This window comes from Duganella sp. AC917 (genome assembly GCF_979258245.1).
The window spans coordinates 2,196,112-2,218,105 of sequence record NZ_OZ409848.1 but is presented as its reverse complement, the minus strand read 5'-3'; the positions used below and the strand labels follow the sequence as shown (position 1 = coordinate 2,218,105).

Annotated in this window: 14 protein-coding genes and 1 pseudogene; 4 read left to right on the top strand and 11 right to left on the bottom strand. The window is 64.7% G+C overall.

Translation table 11 applies throughout. The features are described from left to right. Positions 1-3: 3 nt before the first annotated feature. On the bottom strand, positions 4-2,298 hold the full coding sequence (locus ACZ0BA_RS09585; protein ID WP_463451050.1) for a TonB-dependent receptor: 2,295 nt from the start codon (positions 2,296-2,298) through the stop codon (positions 4-6). Positions 2,299-2,533: 235 nt separating this feature from the next. Between ACZ0BA_RS09585 and ACZ0BA_RS09580 the strand changes: the two are divergent. Beyond that, positions 2,534-4,567: pseudogene (locus ACZ0BA_RS09580) on the top strand (LamG-like jellyroll fold domain-containing protein). Between the two features lie 125 nt (positions 4,568-4,692). Here ACZ0BA_RS09580 and ACZ0BA_RS09575 read toward each other — a convergent pair. Both ACZ0BA_RS09575 and ACZ0BA_RS09570 read right to left on the bottom strand, forming a co-directional pair. Next, positions 4,693-6,237 (bottom strand): cryptochrome/photolyase family protein, encoded by a 1,545-nt coding sequence (locus ACZ0BA_RS09575; RefSeq protein ID WP_463451049.1) that lies wholly within the window; start codon positions 6,235-6,237, stop codon positions 4,693-4,695. Continuing rightward, entirely contained in the window at positions 6,234-7,481 is a 1,248-nt protein-coding gene (locus ACZ0BA_RS09570) for a DASH family cryptochrome (protein ID WP_463451048.1), read from the bottom strand. Before ACZ0BA_RS09570 ends, ACZ0BA_RS09575 begins: the two co-directional genes overlap by 4 nt. Here ACZ0BA_RS09570 and ACZ0BA_RS09565 point away from each other — a divergent pair. Further along, complete coding sequence (locus ACZ0BA_RS09565; RefSeq protein WP_463451047.1) at positions 7,480-7,836, top strand: TIGR02450 family Trp-rich protein; 357 nt, start codon at positions 7,480-7,482, stop codon at positions 7,834-7,836. The genes ACZ0BA_RS09570 and ACZ0BA_RS09565 overlap by 2 nt on opposite strands. Before the next feature lie 10 nt (positions 7,837-7,846). Here the strand turns inward: ACZ0BA_RS09565 and ACZ0BA_RS09560 are convergent, their stop codons facing one another. The 3 genes from ACZ0BA_RS09560 to ACZ0BA_RS09550 form a co-directional block, all read right to left on the bottom strand. Next, positions 7,847-8,272 carry a BLUF domain-containing protein gene (locus tag ACZ0BA_RS09560; protein WP_463451046.1) on the bottom strand — a complete coding sequence of 142 codons (426 nt, stop codon included), beginning with the start codon at positions 8,270-8,272 and terminating at the stop codon, positions 7,847-7,849. 18 nt (positions 8,273-8,290) lie between these two features. Then, complete coding sequence (gene folE, locus ACZ0BA_RS09555; RefSeq protein WP_463451045.1) at positions 8,291-9,013, bottom strand: GTP cyclohydrolase I; 723 nt, start codon at positions 9,011-9,013, stop codon at positions 8,291-8,293. Between the two features lie 79 nt (positions 9,014-9,092). Next, positions 9,093-10,058, bottom strand: a complete 966-nt coding sequence (locus ACZ0BA_RS09550) for a MerR family transcriptional regulator (protein WP_463451044.1) — start codon at positions 10,056-10,058, stop codon at positions 9,093-9,095. 153 nt (positions 10,059-10,211) lie between these two features. Between ACZ0BA_RS09550 and ACZ0BA_RS09545 the strand changes: the two genes are divergently transcribed. Continuing rightward, positions 10,212-11,204, top strand: a complete 993-nt coding sequence (locus tag ACZ0BA_RS09545; RefSeq protein ID WP_463451043.1) for an NAD(P)/FAD-dependent oxidoreductase — start codon at positions 10,212-10,214, stop codon at positions 11,202-11,204. Here ACZ0BA_RS09545 and ACZ0BA_RS09540 read toward each other — a convergent pair. From ACZ0BA_RS09540 to ACZ0BA_RS09525, 4 genes are all read right to left on the bottom strand, one after another. After that, positions 11,182-13,350 carry a TonB-dependent receptor gene (locus ACZ0BA_RS09540; protein ID WP_463451042.1) on the bottom strand — a complete coding sequence of 723 codons (2,169 nt, stop codon included), beginning with the start codon at positions 13,348-13,350 and terminating at the stop codon, positions 11,182-11,184. The two genes, ACZ0BA_RS09545 and ACZ0BA_RS09540, sit on opposite strands and share 23 nt — an antisense overlap. Positions 13,351-13,425: 75 nt before the next feature. After that, on the bottom strand, positions 13,426-14,730 hold the full coding sequence (locus ACZ0BA_RS09535) for a M20/M25/M40 family metallo-hydrolase (protein ID WP_463451041.1): 1,305 nt from the start codon (positions 14,728-14,730) through the stop codon (positions 13,426-13,428). A gap of 15 nt (positions 14,731-14,745) precedes the next feature. Further along, positions 14,746-16,950: an ATP-binding protein gene (locus tag ACZ0BA_RS09530; protein ID WP_463451040.1), complete on the bottom strand. Its 2,205-nt coding sequence runs from the start codon at positions 16,948-16,950 to the stop codon at positions 14,746-14,748. A 6-nt stretch (positions 16,951-16,956) separates the two neighbouring features. After that, on the bottom strand, positions 16,957-18,108 hold the full coding sequence (locus ACZ0BA_RS09525) for a pyridoxal phosphate-dependent aminotransferase (protein ID WP_463451039.1): 1,152 nt from the start codon (positions 18,106-18,108) through the stop codon (positions 16,957-16,959). Positions 18,109-18,230: 122 nt separating this feature from the next. On the opposite strand from ACZ0BA_RS09525, the gene ACZ0BA_RS09520 reads away from it, so the two are divergent. Next, the gene (locus ACZ0BA_RS09520; protein ID WP_463451038.1) at positions 18,231-19,421 is read left to right on the top strand and encodes a branched-chain amino acid ABC transporter substrate-binding protein; all 1,191 of its coding nucleotides are present in this window, start codon (positions 18,231-18,233) and stop codon (positions 19,419-19,421) included. Positions 19,422-19,482: 61 nt separating this feature from the next. Here ACZ0BA_RS09520 and ACZ0BA_RS09515 read toward each other — a convergent pair whose 3' ends face one another. Continuing rightward, complete coding sequence (locus ACZ0BA_RS09515; protein ID WP_463451037.1) at positions 19,483-21,780, bottom strand: TonB-dependent receptor domain-containing protein; 2,298 nt, start codon at positions 21,778-21,780, stop codon at positions 19,483-19,485. Positions 21,781-21,994: the final 214 nt, after the last annotated feature.

Sequence of the window (21,994 nt, the reverse complement as noted above, 5' to 3'; positions counted from 1 at the left end):
ACCTTAAAATTCGTATTTCACCCGCAACCCGACGTAGCGCTGCGAGTTGCGCGGCAGCGTTTGCGTCATCACGTGCGCGCCCCGGTAAAAGTTGAAGTTGTCGCCGATGAAGGTGGTGTAGCTTTTGTCGAACAGGTTGTTGACGTACAAGGTGACCTTGAAGCCGCGCGCCGTGTCATTCAAGGCGATGCTGCCGTTGACCACGCCATAGCCTTTCTGCACTGTCAGCGGATTGTTGCCCAGGTCGAAGTTGACCGCCGATTGGTGCTGGTAGTTCAGGTTGGCGATGCCGTTGTAGCTGTCGAACAGCGGGAAGTTGTAGGTCGCGCCCAGGCCTATCTTGAGTTTGGGGGCGTTGGCCAGGCGCTTGCCGGCAAGGTCCTGTACCGAGGCCGTTCCCACTTGCCGGCAACCCTCGGCCAGCGTCTGACCCGGATAGCAGTTCGCCAGCGGAAATTCCTTGACGATGGCGTCGACCCACGCAAGCGAACCCTCCAGCAGCAGCGTGTTGACCGGCTTGCCGGCCACTTCCAGCTCCACGCCGCGCGTGCGCAGCGCGCCGACGTTCATGACGGCGTTTTGCGTCAGGTTGGTGACCGGATCGATGCGGTTGGACTGCGCCTGGAAATCATCATAGTCGGTGTGGAAAGCGGTGGCGTTGACTTGCAGGCGGTTCTGCAGGAACCGGCTTTTGAGGCCAAGCTCATAGGCTTTCGACGTCTCCGGCGCGACCGGCAGGCGCACCCGCGACTGGTCGAAGCCGGTGGAGATGTCATAGCCCGCGCCCTTGTAGCCGGTGGCGTAGGAACCGTACACCATCACGTTTTTGGCCACGTCATGTTGCAGCGCCAGCTTGCCGGTGACGACGCTGTCGGTGTTCTTGCCGCTAAAGCGCGTCGGCGTGGCAGGTATGCGGTTGGTGAAGTCGACATCGATCGTTTCGCGGTTGTAACGCAAGCCGGCGTTGAGCCGCGTGGCCGGCGTCAGCTTGTAGTCGGCCTGCGTGAAGGCGGCCAGGGTGCGGTTGCCGGCGGTGGCCTCCCAGCGCGCCGGCGACAAGGTCGGCGCGCGGGTGAAGGCGCGCTCGTTGTCTGAATTGGAGAAGTACAAGCCGCCGAGATAGTTGAAACGTCCGTCGCCGTTGGACGTGAGGCGCAGCTCCTGCGTCAGCATCTTCGAGCGATAAGGCCCGCCTTGCGTGACGCCGCCGTGGCTGGCGCCGCGCGTCAGGGCGCCGACCAGATCGGTTTCGCTGCCGTCGTAGTCGGCGAGGAATTCATATTTCCAGTCCTGCCAGGTCGTCACCGAGGTCAACGTGTGCAGATCGCGCTTCCAGCTGAGCGTGCCGCTGACGCTGGCGTTGCGGTTGTCCGCGTAGCCGGGATCGTCCATGCGCACGTCGCGATTCTCCGGCCCTGGCGTGACGCCGGAAAGGGCCGGCGCCAGCGGCGCCACGCTCTGCTGGCTGGCGCCCGGCGGCGCCGCGCGCAACGTGGTCACCGGACCCTCGACCCAGCGCGTGTTGTAGTCGGCGATGAGCTTGCCCTCCAGGCCGTCGCTTCCTTTAAAGTCGAGCCGCGCGCGCAGGCCCTTGGCGCGGTCGCCGTTAAGGTCGGTGCCGTAGGTCAGGTTGTGGATTTCGCCATCGCGCTGCGCCGTGTAGGCGTTCAGGCGGAAGCCGAGATGCTCGCCGAGCGGTCCGGAGACGCCGGCGTCGAGGCGCCGTTCGTGGTCGCTGGTGATGGCGATCTGCCCGTGCCCCTCCAGTATGTCGGCCGACGGTTTGGTGATGACGTTGATGATGCCCGCCGACGAGTTCTTGCCGAACAACGTGCCTTGCGGACCGCGCAGCACTTCGATGCGTTCGATGTCGCTCAGGTTGGAGAACGCCTGCGCCTGCTGGATGACCGGCACGTCGTCGACGATAACCGAGACCGCCGACTCGATGCCGATGCTGTAGGCAAAGGTGCCGATGCCGCGCAGGGCGATGGTGCTGTTGTTTGGATTCTGGTTGATGGTCATCGACGGCGCCACGCGGGTCAGGTCGCTGAAGTCGACGATCTGCTGGTTTTCGATGGCGCGGGCGTCGACCGTATTGACCGCCACCGGCACATCCTGCATCGATTGCGGCCGCTTCTGGGCGGTGACCACGACGCTTTGCAGTCCCGCTTCGGCTTGCGCCGCAGGTGTCTGTGCAAGCGCCGGCAGGCTCGAGCAGGCCCCGAACGCGGCCATGGCAATGGCTTGCGCGATTGGTTTTAGCAACGGTAACCGCGCCGGATGTGTTTCTGATTTCATATCGTCTCCTGGATTATTATGGTCTGATGTTCTAATATATCAGCGGAAAAGGCGTGCAATTGCTCAATCTCTTGACTGGATGACGGTGCGACTTGCATGTTGTCATGAACACGTCACGGTACAGAAATAGACTTGGCGCTCCACTATTCTTGAGCACGAGTCACATGAGCGAACAAGGCAAAGCAAAACCACACTGACCACCACGCCACGCCCACAGCGCCGCACTTTGCTGAAAATGGGTCTGGCCTCGGCATCCGGTTTGTCCGTTGGCGGCTTGCTGGCGGGCTGCGGCGGCGGCAACAGCGATATCGGCAATACCGGTGCTGGCGGTGGCACCGCGCCTGTGATCATCCCGCCGACCACGCAGATTTCCAGCTTCGCGCTGGCTGTTTAGCCGGATACGCAGTTCTACTCGCGCTACGCGACTTCGTCGGAAAGCAACCAATACCAGCGGCACTACGGCAACGAACCGTTCGCCGCGCAGACCAACTGGGTGGCGCGCAACGCCGCCGCATTGAATATCCCGTTTCTGATCCACCTGGGCGACGTGGTCGACCAGGTCGGCAAGCCGGAGCAGTGGAAGGTGGCCGACAGCGCCATGCAGGTGCTGGAAGTGAACAAGGTGCCGTACTCGATTTTGGCCGGCAACCACGACGTCGTGAACGATCTGGACTACACCGGCGACCAGACGAAGGGCACTGACAGCCAGCGCGTGCTGGCCAACGAGCCGTATCTGCAATGGTTCGGCACGCGCCGCGCGCAGCGCCAGGCCACCTTCGGCGGGCGCGACAGCACCGGTTTCCACGAGTACCATATTTTCACGGCGCAAGAGCAGAAGTTCATGGTGTTGTCGCTGTCGTGGCGCATCTCCGACGCCGGCATCGCCTGGGCGCGCAAGGTGATGGCCGACAATCCGACCCTGCCGGTGATTCTGGTCAATCACCAGCTGCTCAACATCGCGGCCGACGCTCTCAGCCCGCTGGAAACCGATTACGGCAAGATGCTGTGGGAAAAACTGATCCGCGATAACGACCAGATCTTCATGACGTTGAACGGCCACCATCATGGCGCCGCACGCCTGACCAAGACCAACAACTTCGGCAACGCTGTCGAGGAAATGGTGGTCGACTACCAGATGGACTACCAGGGCGGCAATGGCTTGATGCGGCTGTACGAGTTCGACCTGACCAACAACCAGATCAAAGCGCTGTCGTTCTCGCCGTGGGTGCCGATGAAGCCGGCCGACACGCGCAACGCCTTCGACCGCGCCGTGCTGACCGAGCCGAACGAGGCGTTCACCATCAACATCAACTTCGCCAAACGCTTCGCGCGCTTCAACGCCGGTTTCGGCATCGGCAAGGCGACCGTGTCATCGTCGCTGGTGGACCAGGCCAAGGCCCTGGTGCTCAAGGGTTATACGGAGCCGGCGGTGGTGGTGCCGGTCGCGCCGAAGGACGCCGACGACTATCCGAAAGTGGCGTCGACCGTGGCGCACTGGCGCTTCTACGGCGGCGCCGATGGCGCGGTGGTGGCGCCCGGTACCCGCATCGCCGATGTCACGGGCGCCAATCCGCTCACGCGCGACGCCCTTAACAGAGGCGGCATCGTTGGCGCCGAAGCGGGCGATATCGTCTGGAGCAGCGATCGCCACCGGCTGTCATCGGCGCCTGGCTCCGTCAGCTTCATCAACACCGACAAGAACACGCCGCGCCTGAGCTATTTCGTCACCGACCCTTCGGCCGCGATCAACGCCCAGACCTTCGCCAAGACCGGCTACACCATCGAAGCATTCGTCAAAATCAACCAGGCGTGGGACAAGACCAAACACGCGTGGATGAACATCATGACGCGCGACGGCAAGCGTGGCGACCTGGCTGGCTTCGACGGCGGCGACCCGGAATCGCCGCCGCTGCTGTTCGCCATCTCCAGCCTGCGCGAAGTGCAATGGGAAGTGGTGCCGGACGTTGTGGGCGAGCGTGGCGGGCTGGCGAGTTGGTCGGGCGAGATCATCGCCGGCACGTGGGTACACATCGCCATCGTCAACGACCCGGTCACGCACGACACGGTGATGTATGTGGAAGGCGCGCCGGTGCTGCGCAACAGCAGCAATGTGGTCGGACTGGCGACGTTGTCGGCGACGTCGCAATGGGTGGTGGGCGGCGGCTCGTGGGATGGCGCACGCGCCGACGGCTTCTTTGGCAACATCGGCGAGGTGCGGGTGGCGGCGGCAGCGCTGCCGGCCGCGCAGTGGCTCACCGCGCGCCGCTAATCAGCGAATCAAATTGCCTGAACTAGCAGGGCGGATTAGCGAAGCGAAATCCGCCATGCATGCGCCGTCGGCGGCTCAAAGATGGCGGATTACGGCGTTCCGCCTAATCCGCCCTACGTGGCTCCTCACAAATCGTCCAGCGTCGCGCGCGTGTGCGCGGCTTGCGCGCGTATCGCGTCGAGCGTCGGTCCGTCCATGCGTTTGATCTGCTGATACACCATGCCGAGACGATGGTTCCTGCCCAACGATTCGCGATTGCGATCGAAAAAATCCCAGTACATCGCATTGTATGGGCAAGCCTTCTCGCCGATCCTCGCCTTCTTGTCGTAGTGGCAGCCCTTGCAATAGTCGCTCATGCGATCGATATAGGCGGCGCTCGATACATACGGCTTGGTGGCCAGCAAACCGCCATCGGCATACTGACTCATGCCCAGTGTATTCGGCAGCTCGACCCATTCGAAAGCGTCGATGTACACGCCCAGATACCACTGATGCAGCTGATAAGGCGACAGCCCGGCCAGCAACGAGAAATTCCCGATCACCATCAGCCGGCTGATGTGGTGGCTGTGCGCGTGCTCCAGCGACTGGCCGATGGCGGTGGCCATGCAGCGCATGCGCGTTTCGCCCGACCAGAACCAGTGCGGTAACGGCGCCGCGTGGTTGAAGGCGTTGAGCTGGTCGTACCCCGGCATGCGATGCCAGTAGACGCCGCGCACGTATTCGCGCCAGCCCAGTATTTGGCGGATGTAGCCCTCGGCCGACGCCAGCGGCACGGCGCCTTCCCGCCACGCCGCCTCGACGCGCTCGATCACCGTGCGCGGATCGAGCATTTTGCTGTTCATCGCGAACGACAGCAGCGAATGGAATAGTCGCCATGCCTTGAAGCTCATCGCGTCCTGAAACTGGCCGAAATGCGGCAGCGCGTGTTTGACGAAGCGCTCCAGCTGCTCTAGCGCCTCGTCGCGGTTCAGCGGCCAGGCGAAATCGTCGGCGCTGGGCTTGCCGAAGCTGCGGGCGCCCGCCGCCTGTATGGTCTTCCATAGTTCGCTGTGGTCGTGCCGACCGCGCAGGTCCGCCGGCTCCCACGGCATGCCTTTCCAGGATTCGCGGTTGTCGTGGTCGAAGTTCCACTGACCGCCGGCCGGCTTGCCGGTTTCCGACACCAGTACTTTGTGACGCAGGCGCATGTAGCGGTAAAAACGCTCCATCAACCAGTTTTCCTGGCCTTCGAACAGCGTAGCCGCCTCGTCGCGGCCGGTGTAGAAATGCTCGGTGTCGTCCATCGTCGCCGGAATCGACAGGCCGGCGGCGTAGTCGGCCAGTTGGCGGTCCAGCCGGTACTCGTCGGGCGCCTGCCAGCGCAAGGCTCTCGCGTCATAGTGCGAGATCAGGTGATCGAGGTTGGCGGGCATCGACTGACGGTTGTCTGGATCGTCGATCGCCAGATAGTGCACGCGGTGGCCGTCTTGCTGCAGTCGCCGCGCCAGATCGCGCATGGCGGCAAAGATGGCGATGATCTTTTGCGCGTGATGCAGCACGTAGTCGGTTTCCTGACGTACTTCCATCATCACGAAGATCACGTCGTCGTTTGGCTGCGAGTACCAGCTATGCCTGCAATTGAGTTGATCGCCGAGGATGAGCTTGAGCGTCGGTTGGTTTTGCGCTGTCATTGTCCGCTCCACAGTCGCTGGTAGGCGCCGTCCGGGTCATGGATGCGCGCCTGGCGCTCAGGGTCGAAACGCCGGCCGCCGCGCGGGTCGGTGCCACGGCCTGCGATGTACAGCCAGTTGCCCTGATTGGAGTAGACATCGTAGTCGATCAGCTGCGCTTCGAACCAGGCCGCGCCGGCGCGCCAGTCGCATGCCAGTTCGTTGATCAGGTAACTGGCGACGATCTGTCGCATGCGGTTGGACAGGAAACCCGTGGCCGCGAGTTCGCGCATGCCCGCGTCCACCAGAGGCTGGCCTGTGCGGCCTTCGCGCCAGCGCAGCATTTTGTCGGAATCGTGCGGCGGCGACGACGGCGTCGCTGCGAGCAGACCGCGCTTGCGGTACAGCGCCGATCCATGCTTGAGGTGCAGGAAGCGGAAGTGATCGCGCCATAGCAGTTCGAAGCGTATCCAGTAGCTGCTCTCGGTCGCGCCGTGCTGTTCCTCGTACAACCGCAATGCGGCGTCTATGGTGCGTGCCGATATGGCGCCGCTCCAGAGCCAACGCGAAAAGCCGGTGGAGAAATCGGCGCCCTGGAGTTGGTCCCGGGTCGACTTGTAAGTGTGAGGCAGGCTGCCGCTGAAGTAGCGGGCGAGGTGCGCGGTCGGGGAGGCCTCGCCGCCGCCGGCAGTGTCGTCATCCAGCGCGACGCCCGCAGGTGCATGTTCCGGTAGCGGCGGGATGAAGGCTGGAGCCGGCAATGGGGCAACCGGCGGCGTCGGTGCCTTTTCGACCGCGCGGCGAAATTCCGTGAACTGATTTGGCATATCGCCAGGCGTGAACGGCAAGCCCGCAGGGTCGAGCATCGTCGATTGCCAGTGCGTTTGGACGGCGATGCCAGACTGGCGCAGCGCCGCCACGGCGGCCAATTCATCGGGTGCGGCGATGTCTTCGCACACGATGCCGGTGGCGCCGATATCGTGCATCAGGCGGGGAAGGGCCGTCGAGGGCGGCTCGTCGAGTATCAGTAGTCCGCTGCCGGCATTGGACAGCGATTGGCGCAATTCGCGCAACGCAGAGGCGAGCATCTTGCGCCGGTGCGGCCCGACGCGCTCGAAGCCCCAGGGCGAGCTTCCCGAAGGCGGCATGCAGAACACGGGCAGCAAGCGCGTGGCCTGCGCGCAGGCATGCCGGAATGCTGGATTATCGGACAGGCGCAAGTCATTGCGGAACCAGTAGAGCAGGGTGTTTGACGGGGATGGCATGGTGCGAGCCACCTTAGAGGAAGACCACCGGGTCGTCCAGTGCGTACATTGCGAACTGCGCGCAAAAATGGTTCAATGGCGGTTCAACGAATCACATGGAGTTGCGGCGACGATGGAAACCAATAGCAAACCAGCGCCTCGGCTGAGTCCTCAGAAACTCAGGCTGAGCAAGTGGACGGCAGTCACGCCGAGCAACAAGGAAAAGCACTTCATGGTGGTGGAGCTGGTTGAACCGGCGCAGGAGGGCGGGGCCATTGTGGAGATCGTGCTGGAAGCGGTGCATTCGCGCCGCCGGCAAACGATGCCGTGGCGCGAACTGTCGGATGCCGCCAACTGGCGACAGGGCTGGCATTAAATTAAGGGCGTCAGGCGCGACCGAGCACCGCTGCCGCCGCCATCAACTCGTCAATCAACGCCAGCGAGCTTTTGCCCGACAGCGAATGCGGGTCGAAATCCGCAGTCGCCGAGTAGCGCAGCAAGGTGCCCGGATTGAGCTTGTTTAAATTGGTTTGCCCCATGGTCCAGCCGGAATAACGGCGTTCGCAGATTTCCTCGTAGTGCAGCAGCACCACGTCGGTATGTCGCGTATCGCGCAGGATCTTGCCGTACAGGCGGTTGACCTGATCGCGCCCACCCTCGATCACCTGCAGGTAGGCGCGGTCGCTATGGCACAGCACGCCGGTAATGCCATGCTTGGGGTTATAAGCATGCGATTGCTGCATGATGGCCGTGAACGCGCCCGTTTGGGTATCAATGGCAGCGCGGCTTGCGTACAAAAGTCGGACGAGCATTCGTATTCTCCAGTGATATCAGCGTTTGATCAGCGACAGGAACTCGCGCCGCAGGGCCGGGTCTTTGAGGAAGGAGCCATGCATGACGCTATTGATCATGCGCGCATCCATGTCCTTGACGCCGCGCCACTGCATGCAGAAGTGGTCTGCCTCCATGATAATGGCCAAGCCGTCCGGCTGCATTTTCTCTTGAAGCAGATCGGCCAGCTGTACCACCGCCTCCTCCTGGATTTGCGGCCGGCTCATGATCCAGCTGGCCAGGCGTGCGTACTTGGACAGGCCGATCAGGTTCGAGTGCTGGTTCGGCATCACGCCGATCCATACCTTACCGATCACCGGGCACAGATGATGCGAGCAGGCGCTGCGCACCGTGATCGGACCGATGATCATCAACTCGTTCAGGTTGGCGGCGTTCGGGAACTCGGTCACCGGCGGCATGTCGACGTAGCGGCCGCCGAACACTTCGTTCATATACATCTTGGCGACGCGGCGCGCCGTATCCTGCGTGTTGTGGTCGCTGACGGTGTCGATGACCAGGCTCTCGAGCACCTTTTGCATATGGCCGGTGACTTCATCCAGCAACTGATCGAATTCACCGGGTTCGATGAACGCGGCGATATTGTCGTTGGCATGAAAGCGTGTTTTGCTGGCGACCAGGCGCGCGCGGATGCGCTCGGAGACGGTGGTGGCGGTGGTTGCGGTGGTGGCAGGGCGATATGCCGGAAGCTGCTCGGTGGTCATGCGGTGGTCCAATCAGAAATTCGAATAGTGAGTACAACTGCGTGTTCAGTTGCGGATACGACTAAGTGTGCGACGGCCTTCACTGCTTATACGGCAACGGCAGCCCCTCGGCAAAGGCCAACCGTTCCAGCGCCTGCTCCATCATCACGCGCGCGTGCCCGGCGCTGCGGCCCAGGTCCTCGTGCAGCGCCGCGTCGCTGGCGTTGCGGTTTTGGCACTGGAAGCTATAGCGCTCGAAACTGGCCAGCATCATCAGTATATCCGCCAGATGCCGCGGGCACTCACAATTGATGCTGGAGGAGGCCGCCGCCAGCGCCGCCAATGCCTGGTCGTCGAGGCGACGCGGGGACGGCGCGGTGGTCGGACCAGGCGGCGGCCGCGCCGCGCCGGTCAGCGCCGTGCTGCATAAAACCGCTACTTCGGCGGCGTCGGACGGCGCGCGCGCCACCAGGCAGCCATGTTCGCGCAGACGGCGCACGGTGGCGCTATCGCAGAAGCGGTACAGCACCACCACCGTGCGCACCTGCATGGCGCGGCGCGCGGCCTGGATTTGCGGCAGCGCGTCGGCGCTCATCTCGGACGATTCGATCAGCAAAACGTCGGCCGATACGCCCGCCATCGCCTCGGCCGCGCCTTCGAGCTGGAAGCAACTGGCGACGATATCGAGTTCCGGCGAAGTATGGATAGCGCCGAGGCGGCGCGCCAGCGCGGCGCCGGCCACGGCGATCTTGAGCGTCTGCGCGACCGCGCCGGGGACGGCCGGCGACGGCGCGGCGCCGGCCAGCGCGATCAACTCATCGGCCGCCAGGCGCGCCACGGTGCCGATGGCGTGCCCCTGGTCGACCACGCGCTTGAGCAGGCCAAGCCGGCGGACCTGGTCGGCCGAGTACAGGCGTTGCCCATGCGGCGAGCGGTCGACGTCTGACACGCCATAACGGCGTTCCCACACACGCAGCGTTTCCACCGGCAGGCCAGCGAGGCGCGCGGCCACGCCGCTGCGATAACCGGTGGGCTTCGATTCTGGTTGTTGTTCGGCTTTAGACATGTCGCTCCTTTTTCGTCTGTTCCGGGTATTCTAGCAGTTTGCGGTTCATCGCGTGTTATGAACCGAAATTGAACCGGCGAAGGCGCGTAAACCCTTCTGCCCACACCGGCTTCTCTTTATACTTTGCACTTTATTTTGAAGAGGATCATCGCGATGCCTGATACACGTCTCAATGTGGCGGTGATTGGCGCCGGGCTCGCCGGCCTGTCATGCGGACGGCATTTGCAGAATGCGGGGTCTCGCGTCACCGTCTTCGAGAAGGCCCGCGGCCCCGGCGGCCGCATGAGCACACGGCGTGCCGACGGCTGGCAATGCGACCACGGGGCCCAGTATTTCACGGTGCGGGACAACGCCTTCCGCGAGGAAGTTGCGCGCTGGGAGGCGTGCGGCGTGGCCGCGCCGTGGGAACCGAAGATCAAGGTCTTCGGCGGCGACAGGGCGGAGCCGGACAGCGTTGTCCGCTTCGTCGGCGTGCCGCGCATGAGTTCCCCGGCGGCGTGGCTGGCCGCCGGCCTGACGGTGCACAGCGGCGTCACCATCGACGATATGCGGCACGATGCGGAAGGATGGCGCCTGCATTCGAAGGAGCACGGACTGCACCCCGAGTATTATGACGCGCTGGTGCTCGCGGTGCCGGCGCCGCAGGCCGCCGCGCTGCTGGAGCCGCTATTGCCGCTGACGGCGATGCAATCGAACGCTGTCGCGATGCTCCCCAGCTGGACGCTGATGCTGCGTTTCGCGCAGCCATACACGCCGGGCTACGACGCCGCCTTCATCAACGACGGCCCGCTGCGCTGGATTGCGCGCGACAGTTCGAAACCCGGCCGTACCGGTAGCGAGATGTGGGTATTGCAGGCCAGCGCAGAATGGAGCGCGGCCCACATCGAAGATGACGAGACGCTTGTGAAGGTGCTGCTGCTCGACGCCTTCGCCAAGCTTGGCGGCCCGCAGCCGGAAGCCGTCACCGCGCACCGCTGGCGTTACGCCAAGGCCGGCGCGGCGTCGTCGCGGCAGGCGGTGTGGCTGCCGGCGGTGCGGGTTGGCCTGTGCGGCGATTGGCTCGGTGGCGGCCGGGTGGAGGACGCCTGGTTGAGCGGCCTGGCGCTGGCCGCCAAGGTCCTGGCTAAAACTCCGTGCTTGCCGTGAGCGCAAAGCTGCGCGGCGCGCCCAGCACCAGATAACCGGTGCCCTGCGAGCCGCCGGCCGACGCCCAGTAGCTCTTGTCGGTCAGGTTGTCGACACGCACGCGCAGAGAGTAGCTGCGCCCATCCAGATCGAACTGGAAGCGCCCGCCGACATCGAGCCGATTCCACGACGGCAGTTGCTGGGTGTTGGCCGCGTTCACCGCTTGCGACGCCGTGTGCAGCGCGCGCGCCGACAGGCTCAGTCCCGGCATCCCCGGCACATCCCAATCGACGCCGATATTTACTTGCGACTTGGGTACGCCGATGACGTCCTTGCCGTCGGTGACACCGCCGGCCGTGCGTTCCTGTGTCGCATCGAGCAAAGTCACGCCGCCCAGCACACGCAGGCCGCGCAGCGGTTCGCCGAACGCCGAGAATTCCACGCCACGGTTGCGCTGCTCGCCGTCGATGCCGAACACCTTGCTGGCCGGGTTCAACACGCCCTGCGGCTGGGTGGTGGTGAACAGCGCGACATTGGCGCCTACCCGGCCGCCGTCGTATTTGGCGCCGACTTCTTTCTGGCGCGATTTGTAAGGCGCGAAAATCTCGCCGACGTTGACGGCGGTGGTGCCGGCCACCGCGCCTTGCTGCAGGTTTTCCATATAGTTTGCATACAGCGACACTCGCTTGGTAGCCTTGTACACCACCGCCGCGATTGGCGTGTTGGCGCTTTCGTTGTAGTCGGCGTTCTGCTTGCCGGTGTTGTAGGCGTAGCCGGTCTGCGTGATTCTCTGGTGACGCACGCCGACGGTCAACAGCACGCTGTCGTCGAAGAAGCCCATGCTGTCGGCCACCGCGCCGCTGACCAGTTTTACTTTGTTGGTGGTCTGCGGATCAGACAGCGCGTTGCCGAAGGTGGTCAGCAGCGGCAGGTCCATCGACGGCGGGTTATATAGCGACGTTGGCTGGTAGGCCGATGTCGCGTAGGCGTTGCGCGAGTCGAGATCGAAGGCGGTTGTCGTCACCGCCAGCTTATGGCTCACAGGACCGGTGCGCAGCGCCGCCCGCAGCCCCAGCTCGCCGGTCTGGATATGGTCTTCACGGGCGTTGTCGAAGCGGCGGATGTTGCCGGCCCCCGAGCTCGATGTCAGGTTCAGGGTGCTGGCCAGACGATTGAGTTCATGGCCGCGCCGTCCGCCGAACGAGGCCCACGCCACCACGTCCTTTGCGACATCCCACTCGCCGCGCAGCGTGCCGAATACATCGCGCTCGCTGGAGTAGTCCCATGGCTGGCCGAAGTTGGCGCCGCCGTCGGGCGCCGCCGGCACCGGCAGGCCGGCGGCCACGTTGACCGCCGGTCGGGCGTTGCTTAACTTGCTGTCCTGCCAGCCCAGATCCGCCGACAGCCGGAATCCCCGTCCGCGATAATCGGCGCCCAGCGCGGCCAGCCGCAGCTCGCGGTATTCGTCGTCGATGGCGGTGCCGCCCTTGCGCTGCACGGCGTTGAAACGCAGGCCGACCCGGTTCTCGTCGCCGAAGCGGCGCGCGATGTCGGCCGCGAGGTGGGTTAGGCGGCCCGATTGCAGGCCAACGCTGATGTCTGTCAGCGGCTGGTTGGGCGCGCGCTTGGGCAGCAGGTTGATGGCGCCGCCGATGCCGCCGCCGCTCGGTGACGCGCCGTTGAGGAAGGTGTTCGCTCCCCGGAAGACTTCCACACGCTCCAGCAGCTCGGCCGCGATGTACTGGCGCGGCAGCACGCCGTTCAAGCCGTTGTAGGCCAGGTCGTCCGACGGCACCGGGAAGCCGCGAATGACGTACAGCTCCTGGTAGTTGCCGAAACCGCGCGCCACGCGCACCGACGGATCGCTTTGCAGCACATCGGCCACGCTGCGCGCCTGCTGGTCCGCGATGAACTGCTGCGTGTAGTTGGTGCTGTTGAACGGCGTGTCCATGTTGTCCATGTTGCCGAGCATGCCGATCCGACCGCCCTTGGCGACCTGGCCGCCGGCGAAGGCCTTCGACAGGCCGGCGGCCGAGGCGTCGGCGCTGGCGCTGATGACGACTGTTTGAAGTTCGGTGTCGGTTTGGGCCCGCGCGCACGGGGCGAGAGCGAAGGAGGACAGGGCGGAGAGTACGCAGACGGTCGTGGTCTTGAGGACGAGGGGCATGGGGCTGACAATGAATGAAGATGAATGGGAATGATTCCCATTATCACTGCCACGCCCCGCACTGTACAGTCTTACTTAAGGGATAGCCGGCGGCGCGGTGTCCTTGACGCCCGCCAGGCCGAGGATGGTCAGAATGACGTTTTGGGGCGCCGCGTATGCCTTGGTCGGCGCCCACCATTCGTTTTTCTCCGAGTGGTAGCCGCCGGAGCTGCCGCCGGCCGGCATCGTGATGGCCGGGATGCCAAGGCTCATCGGCAGGTTGGCGTCGGTCGAATGCGGGCCGTCGAGCAGCGCGGGCCGGCCCTGCGCGCTTGCCGCGGCCAGCGCCAGCTTGACGATCTTGGCGTCCTTGGCCATCTGGCCGGCCGGGCGGTCGCCGATCAACGCGATGTCGGCGGTGATCGCCTTGCTGTTCCAGCGCTGGTTGGTCTCGTCCACGCCTTGCTGGATCGCGGCCTTGATGCGCCGTTCCGTCTCCGCCAGCAGCGGCGCGTCGGCCGAGCGGATGTCGACCAGCATGCTCGTTTCGGCGGCGATGCTGTTGACCGATTGTCCGCCCTGGATCACGCCGACGTTGAAGGTGACCTTCGGTTCGGACGGCACGCGCAGATCGTCGATGCGGGCGATCGCACGGCCGGCCGCGTGCACCGCCGACGGCAGGCCGAAGCCTTCGTAGCTATGTCCTCCAGGGCCGCGCACGGTCACCTTGAAACGGCGGCTGCCGGTGCCGATGTGGGTTACCGGATCGCCGTCCGCACCCAGCGCCGGTTCGAGGCCGACGAAGGCCTTGATGTCCTTGCGCTGGCTGAACAGGTGCTTGACGCCTTTCAGGTCGCCCAGGCCTTCCTCGCCGACGTTGGCCACCACCAGAATGTCGCCCACCGGCGCGACGCCTGCGTCGCGCATGGCGCTGACGATCACCAGCATCGCCGCCAGCGAGCGGGCGTTGTCGGCGATGCCGGGCGAGTAGAAGCGGCCATCCTTTTCGCGCACGGTCAGGTCGGTGCCGGCCGGGTAGACGGTGTCGAGGTGCGCGGCCAGTACGATGGTGGGCCCTTTGCCGGCGCCGCGATAGGTGCCCAGTACATTGCCCGCTTCGTCCAGGTGCACGTCGTGCAGGCCCGCCGCCTTCATGCGCGCCGCGTAGTCTGTCGCCCGCGCCGACTCGGCGAACGTCGGCGCCGGGATCGCGTTGATCGCCAGCGTGTTTGCTGTGGTCGTCGGCTCGTTCTTTTCAATGTACGCGAGCGCGCGTTTCACCGCCGGCTGCGCGGCAATGCGCGCCATGGTCGTTTGCTCGTCCTGGGCCACGGCCAGGGCCGGAACGACTGAAAAACCGATAGCCAGAATGGTGCAAACGTTGCGGGGAATGCGGCGCATGAGGTTCCTGTAGGTTTATTTGAGCGTGGCAATCACCGCCAGCAAACCGTCGACATCGAGCGGCTTGACGAAATAGTGGTCGAAACCGGCGTCTTTGGCCAGCTCCTTGTCTTCGCGCCGCCCGTAGCCGGTCACCGCCACCAGTGTGGCGCCGGCCGTCTGCGGCAACTTGCGCAGGCCGCGCGCCAGGTCGTTGCCACTGAGGTCGGGCAGGCCGATGTCGAGCAGGCACAATTGCGGCGCATTCGCCTGCGCCAGCTCCAGCCCCGCATGCGCGGTGTGGGCGACGAAAACCTCGTGTCCAACGGTTTCCAGCAGCAGCTGCAAGGTTTGCGCTGCGTCGATGTTATCGTCGACCACCAGCACGCGCAGCCTGGTGTGCGTCAAGGCCGCCGGTTTGGCCGGCGCCGGCGCCGACGCGCCGACGGTCGCCGGCAGCTTGATGGTGAAGGTGCTGCCTTTCTGATCGCCGCCGCTTTCCACCGCCACCGTGCCGCCGTGCAGTTCGATCAGCGTCTTGACCAGCGCCAGCCCCAATCCCAGGCCACCCTGCGAGCGGTCCGGATTGCGGTCGGCCTGCGCGAACAATTCGAACACGCGGCCGCGCAATTCGTCGGAAATGCCGATGCCGTTGTCGCTGACGACCATCTTGACTTCGCCCGCCTCGGCGCGCACCAGCAGCCGGATGGCGCCGCCGGCGGGCGTGTATTTGGCGGCGTTGTTGAGCACATTGACGAGCACCTGCACCAGCCGTTTATGGTCGCCCATCACCTGCAATGGCGTCTCCGGCAGCGCCAGGTCGAAGCGGTGCTGCTTGGCGCGCATCATCGGTTCGGCTTGTTCAATGGCGTCGGCGACGATATCGGCCACGTTCAGGGGCACCCGCGTCAAGGTCACCAGGCCGCGCGTGACGCGCGAGACGTCGAGCAGGTCGTCGACCAGCCGTGTCATGTGCGTGACCTGGCGGACAATGATGCCGGCGGTGCGTTCGACCGCCTGCGGGCTGGCGTTGCCGCTCTGGAGCAGCTGGGCGCCGGCGCTGATGGGCGCCAGCGGATTACGCAGTTCGTGCGCCAGCATCGCCAGGAATTCGTCCTTGCGCTGGTCGGCCTGGCGCAGCTGGGTCTCGGCCAGCAGGTGTTGCCGCTCCTTTTCCTGCAGCGCTGCGGCCATGGCGTCGAGCGCGCGCGCCAGTTCGCTGATTTCCTCGTTGCCGTAGGTGATGCCGCTGCGCGCGCCCAAGGTGCCCGAGGCGATGCTGTTGGCGGTGGTGGCCAGCCGCTTGACCCGGCGCAGCACCAGCACGTCGCCGACGAACCACGCCGCCAGCAGCGCCAGGATCACCGTGGCGCCCAGCGCCAGCAGATCGAGCTTCTGGTCGCGGCGGGCGGCCGCCGTGATGGCGTCGGCCGGGATGCCGATGGTGACCGTGTAGTCGGACAAGCCATTGTTGCCGACCCGGGCGAAGCGGTGCAGCCGTTCGACGCCGTCCGGACCTGTCAGCAGCACCGGCTTGCCCGGTTCGCCGGCCATCGCCGCGCGCATCTCGGGCCACACCTGTTTGCCGTACCACTGCTCCGGATGGGGCTTGCGGGCGATGATGTAACCGCTGGAATCGGCGGTCATCAGCAGGGAGCCGGGCGGCAGCTGGATGTCGGCGACGAAGCGATCGAGTTTGGTCAGGTCGAGCGCGGCGAACACCACGGCCAGCACCTGCTGGCCCTCGTCGAGCAGCGGATACGTGAGGTTGACGGTGTGCTTCTGGATCACGCGGCCGAAGACGTAGCCGCCGGCGACGAAGCGGCGTAAATGGACGGCGCGGCGGAAATGCGTGCGGTCGCCCAGGTTGACCTTGTTCTTCGACGGAATGGAGCTGCAGGTGACGTCGCCGTTCAGCTGAATCAGTCCAAGGTTGGCGTAGTCCGGATTCTGCCTGTGAACGTTGGCCAGCAGGCGGCTGCAATGGGCCTGGTCGCCCATCAGATCGGGCACGCTGGACAGGTCGCGCAGGATCTGGCGCGCGCTTTCGATCGATTGCGCCTCGTTGGCGGCGGCCAGGTTGGTCAGCTGTTGCAGGTTTTCCTCAGCCACGCGGATCGCATGCTGGCGCTCGCGCACCCCGCTGACGACGGTCATCACCGCGATCGGCGTGATGGCCAGCGCCACCAGCAAAATCAGCCGGCTGCGCAAGCTGTTGAGTTGGAAGAGGAGGAAGGCCACGGCGGATCAGCGCGAGCGGTACAGCGCGTTGCCGAAATCGACAATCGCCTTGACGCCGCGCCGCAACGTCGCCTCGTCGTCGGAGATATAGCCGATACGGATGTAGCCAGGCACGCCGAGCGCCTCGCCCGGCATCACCGCCACCGCGCGCTCGGTCAGCAGCCGCTCGGCCAGGGCAACGGTGTCCGTGGCCAGCGGCGAGACGTCGGCCCACAGATAGGGTCCGGAGTCCGGACGGTACATCGTCAGCCAGGGCAGGCCGGCGGTCATGGCCAGTACCAGATCGCGGCGCGCCCGGTAGTCGGCCAGCATCGCGCGCTGCTCGCCGGATTCGAACGCGGCGGCCAGCGCCAGCTGCATCAGCATCGGCACGGCGGCGGTGATGGGGCCTTGCAGCGTTTCCATGGCCGACACCAGATTGGCCGGCGCCACCGCGAAGCCGGCGCGCCAGCCCATCATGGCATAGCTTTGCGAGGCCGAAAACAGCGTGACGACGCCGATCTGGCGCCAGTCCGGGCGCGAGGCCAGGCTGATATGCACGCCGTCGAAGATCAGATTCTCGTAGCTCTCGTCGACGATGGCGTGGGTGCCGGTGCGTTCGAGCCAGGCGCCGAGGCGGTCGATTTCCGCCTTGGTCAGCACGGCGCCGGTTGGGTTGTGCGGATTGTTGATGATCATGATCTTGGCCGGCGGCAGACTGTCGAGCAGCTCGTCGGTGATCACCTCGGGCAGGTCGACCAGCACCGGCACCAATCCAAGCAGCTTGCTGGTCGCCACGTAGGCCGGCCAGTGCGGCTTGAAGATGATCACGCGGTCGCCCGGATCGGCCATCACATACAGCGCCTGGTAAAGCGCCTGCTTGGCGCCGTTGGTGACCAGGATATCGGCCGCCGTGGCGTCGATGCCGTTTTCGCTGACCACTTTGGCGGCCAGCCGGGCGCGCACTTCGGCGTCGCCGGCGACGGCGGTGTAGGCCAGCGACGGCTGGCGCAGACCCGCGCGGGTCGCTTCGAGCACCGCGCCGGGCGCCGGGAAATGCGAAATCGCGATGGAAAAATCGATCACGTCCTCGCTGCGCGCCTTCATGGCGTCGACCCGGCCGTGCATCGCCGTGGTCGCCAAGGGCCTGGAACGCGCGATGCGTTGGGAAATTTCCATATTGATACCCTGAGGCAAATGTTTCGATAAATTATTCTACTTCAGTTATACCAGTCGCAACGCACGGAATGCAGACACTTGTGCCGGGTGGTATCCTTGCCAAGTTAACCTATGAGGATTGTATGAAGTACCCAACAAAAGCAAGTGTGGTAAAGCCGACAACAATCGCCGCTGCGATGGCGCTGGCATTGGGCGCCGGCGCGCCGGCCGCGCAGGCGCAGGCGCAGGCGCAGGACACGATCAAGATCGGCCATGTCGCCGCCACGTCGGGTCCGATCGCCCACCTGGGCAAGGACAACGAAAACGGCGCCCGCATGGCGGTCGAAGAGCTCAACGCCAAGGGTCTGGTCATCGGCGGCAAAAAATACACGGTCGTGCTGCAGGCGGAAGACGACGCCGCCGATCCGAAGCAGGCCACGGCCGCCGCGCAGAAGCTGGTGGACGCAAAAGTGCAGGGCGTGATCGGGCACGAGACGTCCGGCACCTCGATTCCGGCGTCGCGGATTTATTACGACGCCGGCATTCCGCAGATATCGCCGTCGGCCAGCAATCCGCAATACACGCGCCAGCGCTACAACACCACGTTCCGCAATGTCGCCAACGACGAGCAATTGGGCGCGGCGCTCGCGCGTTACGCGATGCAGCAGGTGAAGGCCAAGCGCATCGCCGTCATCGACGACCGCACCGCCTACGGTAAAGGTCTGGCCGATGAATTCATCAAGAACGTCAAGCGCGGCGGCGCGGCGACCGGATCGAGCATCGTGTCGACCCAGTTCACCAACGACAAGGCGACCGACTTCAGCGCCATCCTGACGGCGGTCAAGGCGACCAAGCCGGATATGATTTTCTTCGGCGGCATGGACGCCGTGGCCGGCCCGATGCTGCGCCAGATGAAGCAGCTGGCGATCCCGATCAAATTCATGGGCGGCGACGGCATGTGTTCGGATTCGGTGCCGCGTTTGGCGGGCAACGCCATGAGCGACGGGCAGGTGATTTGCGCGGAGGCGGGTGGGGTCGAGCCGTCGCAGGAAAAGGGCATGGCCGATTTCCGCGTGGCGTACAAAAAGCGTTATGGGATCGACGTGCAGACCTATGCGCCGTACACCTACGACGCCCTGATGACGATGGTGGCGGCGATGCGCAAAGCCGGCTCGCCCGATCCGGCCAAGTATCTGCCGGAGCTGGCGAAGATCCAATACAAGGGCGTGACCGGCAATATCGCGTTCGATGCGCGCGGTGACGTCAAGGATGGCGTGCTGACGATCTACACCTTCAAGAACGCCACGCGCCAGAAGCTGGCGGTTGTGAAGTAGCAGCATGTGTCGCCGATCGATTTAGGCGACACATAATGGAAAAGGCAGGCGCCGCCGAGCCTTACGCGCCCGGTGGGCCGCCGCCCGGTCCCGGACCGCCGGGACCACCAGGACCGCGCGGACCAAAACCGCCGCCTTCGCGCTCCGACGAGGCGTTGCCGGCGCCGCCGAAGCGGTACGACAATCCCACATAAAACACGCGGCCGTCGAAGCGCCTGGTGCTGGTCTCGCGCAAGGTGCTGCTGTTGATGATGGTCTCCATCTTGTTCTTATCCAGCACGTCGGTGACGTTGGCCACCAGGCTCAGTTGCGGCGTCAGCGCGTGGCGCGCGCTCAAATTGAGCGTGCGGTTCGGCGAGCGGTAGCCCTGGCCCGACAAGGTCTTGCCCATCATCTGGAGCGCCATCTGCATCGTCGTGGCGGCGCTGTACTGATAGTTCAATCGCAAACGGCCGCTCAGCGAGTTGGCGGTGCGGGTGCTGTAGACGCCCGTGTCGTCCTGCGTGCGCTGCTGGCTGCGCGCCAGGTTGCCGCTGGTGTTGATCGTCAGATTGGGCAGCAGCTTGCCGCTGACGGTGAATTCCAGCCCGCTCGCATGACTGCCTTCGCCGTTTTGCTTGGTCGTCAGCAGCACGTTGTTGGCGATGAAGTAGCGGTAGTCGACGATGGCGTCCGAATCCTCGCGATAGTAGGCACGCAGGTTGGTCTCCAAACCGGCCACCTTGGTCTCGTAGCCCACCTCGAACGAATCGGTCTTGGTCGGCATCAGCTGCGGATTGCCGGCCGAGACGTTGAATTCATCGCGGTAGATCTGGTAAGGATTGAGGTCGTTGGCGCCTGGACGGCGGATCCGGCGCGCGTAGGCGAAGCGCATATTGGCCGTGTCGTTGACCTTGTAGGTGGCGAACAGGCTCGGAATGAAATTGACGTAGCTGTTCTTGTCCTCGCTGCCGCTGGTGATCTGGCGGATGTCCATATCGGTGTACTCGGTACGCAGGCCGGCCAGCGCGCCCCAGTTCTCGCTCAGGCGCATTTGGTAGGACGCGTACAACGCCAATACCTTCTCGTCGACCTCGAAGCGGTTGGTGCGCGCCGGGTTGACGATGGCGACCGATGTCAGTGGATCGAAATCGGTGTACAGGGTGTCGAACGTGCTTTTGGTGCTGGCCGCCTTGTAGCCGGCCTTGGCCGAGCCGCCCCACAGCGGACGCTCGTAGTCGCCGGTGAAGTCGACCACCTTGATGGTGGTGTCGCTGTGCTGGAAGGCGCGCGTGTCGATCAAGCCCGGGGTGGCGTAGTCGTTGGCGTAGTTGCTGTCGTTGTCGTTGTCCGACGACGACACGCGCAGGTCGATCTTGAGCGTTTCGCCCGGCAGCTCGCCCTTGTGGTCGTAGCGGCCGCCCCAGCTGTAGTTCTTGCTGTCGCCTTCTCGCGCGGTGGTGCGCACGTACTCACTGGCCGGACTGAACGATGTGGCGCCGTTGCTGTAGCGATCGGTGCCGCGCTGGTCGTTGGTGCGGCCGTTGTAGGAGGCGCTGCCGGTCAGCGTGTCGGTCTGGTTCAGGTTGTAGCTGACGGTGCCGTTGGCGCCCACCATGTCGTTGAGGCCTTTGCCGACCGACGACTGGCTGCTGTGGACGAACTGCCCGGTGGCCGGGTCGAGGCGGTCGCGGCTGACCTCGGCGGTGGAATCGCGGCCGTCGTGGCGCACGTTGAGGCCGCCCTGGAAGCCCCAGGCGCCTTCGTTGTAGCTGCCGTTGACAGAGCTGTTGTAGCGCCCGTCCTTGCCGGCGTTGGCGTTGACGGTGCCGAACCCGCCCGGCTTGCGGTTGCGGCGCATCACCAGATTAAGGATGGGGCCGCCGCCGCCCTCGTTGCCGAATTGCGCGCCGGGGTTGTTGATGACCTCGACGGACTCGATATCGTCTGCCCCCATCGCCTGCAACGCGGCGCCGCGATTCTCGCCTTGCAACATGGCCGATGGTTTGCCGTCGACCAGGATCTGCACATTGCTGCTGCCGCGCAAGGTCACGGTGCCGTCCGGATCGACGGCCACCGACGGCACGTTGTTGAGCGCGTCGGCGGCGGTGCCGTTGGTGCTGGAAACGTCGGATTTGACGTCGTATACCTGGCGGTCGATGCGGTTGGTCGGGCGCTCGCCGGCGACGGTGACGGACGGCACGACCGCCGTGTCTTTCGCCGGTGTGGCGGTGGTGGCCGTGGCCGTCGTTGCAGCCGGCTTGGCAGCGGGTTTTTCAGCGGCGGTTTGCGCCTGGGCGATCAGCGGCGCGGCCAACAGCACGCCGAGCGAGCCGCCGGTCAGGCAATGGGACAGGAGTTTCTTTTGCTTCTTTTGCATGAGGTGGCGGGCCGCCGGGCGGCGCCGTCTTATTCAATAGTGGAAGCCTGCTATTTTACAGAAGGCCGGTGCCGATTATTGCCATTTACAAATCTTTACCAACGTGTACCTAGCAGAAACAAACAAAGCGTTGTTTCTCCGAGTTAAAACAGATCCGCTCTGTCTTTCGGCATAGCCGAATTGTGCCACCGCCGTATGGCCGGCGCGATAAAAT

Coding starts and splice junctions, on each gene's coding strand:
- ACZ0BA_RS09570 (WP_463451048.1), bottom strand. CDS start 7,481: ATGCCATCCCCGTCAAACACCCTGCTCTACTGGTTCCGCAATGACTTG.
- ACZ0BA_RS09550 (WP_463451044.1), bottom strand. CDS start 10,058: ATGTCTAAAGCCGAACAACAACCAGAATCGAAGCCCACCGGTTATCGC.
- ACZ0BA_RS09515 (WP_463451037.1), bottom strand. CDS start 21,780: ATGCAAAAGAAGCAAAAGAAACTCCTGTCCCATTGCCTGACCGGCGGC.
- ACZ0BA_RS09560 (WP_463451046.1), bottom strand. CDS start 8,272: ATGCTCGTCCGACTTTTGTACGCAAGCCGCGCTGCCATTGATACCCAA.
- ACZ0BA_RS09545 (WP_463451043.1), top strand. CDS start 10,212: ATGCCTGATACACGTCTCAATGTGGCGGTGATTGGCGCCGGGCTCGCC.
- folE (WP_463451045.1), bottom strand. CDS start 9,013: ATGACCACCGAGCAGCTTCCGGCATATCGCCCTGCCACCACCGCAACC.
- ACZ0BA_RS09565 (WP_463451047.1), top strand. CDS start 7,480: ATGGTGCGAGCCACCTTAGAGGAAGACCACCGGGTCGTCCAGTGCGTA.
- ACZ0BA_RS09520 (WP_463451038.1), top strand. CDS start 18,231: ATGAAGTACCCAACAAAAGCAAGTGTGGTAAAGCCGACAACAATCGCC.
- ACZ0BA_RS09525 (WP_463451039.1), bottom strand. CDS start 18,108: ATGGAAATTTCCCAACGCATCGCGCGTTCCAGGCCCTTGGCGACCACG.
- ACZ0BA_RS09575 (WP_463451049.1), bottom strand. CDS start 6,237: ATGACAGCGCAAAACCAACCGACGCTCAAGCTCATCCTCGGCGATCAA.
- ACZ0BA_RS09540 (WP_463451042.1), bottom strand. CDS start 13,350: ATGCCCCTCGTCCTCAAGACCACGACCGTCTGCGTACTCTCCGCCCTG.
- ACZ0BA_RS09535 (WP_463451041.1), bottom strand. CDS start 14,730: ATGCGCCGCATTCCCCGCAACGTTTGCACCATTCTGGCTATCGGTTTT.
- ACZ0BA_RS09585 (WP_463451050.1), bottom strand. CDS start 2,298: ATGAAATCAGAAACACATCCGGCGCGGTTACCGTTGCTAAAACCAATC.